Annotated in this window: 1 pseudogene; it reads right to left on the bottom strand. The window is 70.0% G+C overall.

Annotated elements, in window-relative coordinates:
* Positions 1-494, bottom strand: a pseudogene (locus MJ797_RS23885) (hypothetical protein); the annotation flags it as partial.

Raw genomic sequence — 494 nt, 5'->3', positions numbered from 1 at the left:
CCTGCACTCCGCACGTTCGGGTTTGGTGCTTTGACCAGCCTGTTCCTTGATCAGGGTGGTCTGGTCGGGTCGACTCCGAGGAGGTCCAGCACGCGCTGCTGGAGCGGGGTGGGCCGGGGGATGTAGGCGGGCTGGCCGTCGCGGGCGGGCACGAGGCGCAGGTCCGCGAGGGCTTCGAGCAGGAGCCGGCCGGTGGGCCTTCCCGGACGGGCCCGCGGTCTGGCGGGCCTGGCGCTCGATCAGGGAGAACAGCAGCAGGGCGAGGCCGACGACGTGGAGCAGGCCATGGATCCGCTGGTTGTTCTCGACGTAGAGCGGGTCGACGGCGAGCGGGCCCTTGAACGCGCTGTAGCGCCGCTCGGAGGCCTCCTGGCCCTTGTAGTCGAGGAAGACCCCGGCGGTGTCCTTCTCCTCGATGCTCTGGTTCGTCAGCAGCGCGAACCAGCCGTCGGCCTTCTCTGCGAGGTCGAGCGCGTCGGGGTCGAAGAACCAGG

Source organism: Protofrankia sp. CiP3 (assembly GCF_917627345.1).
Classification (GTDB): Bacteria; Actinomycetota; Actinomycetes; order Frankiales; family Frankiaceae; genus Protofrankia.
Note: the sequence above shows the minus strand (reverse complement) of the source record. Positions and strands in the feature narration are given on the sequence as shown.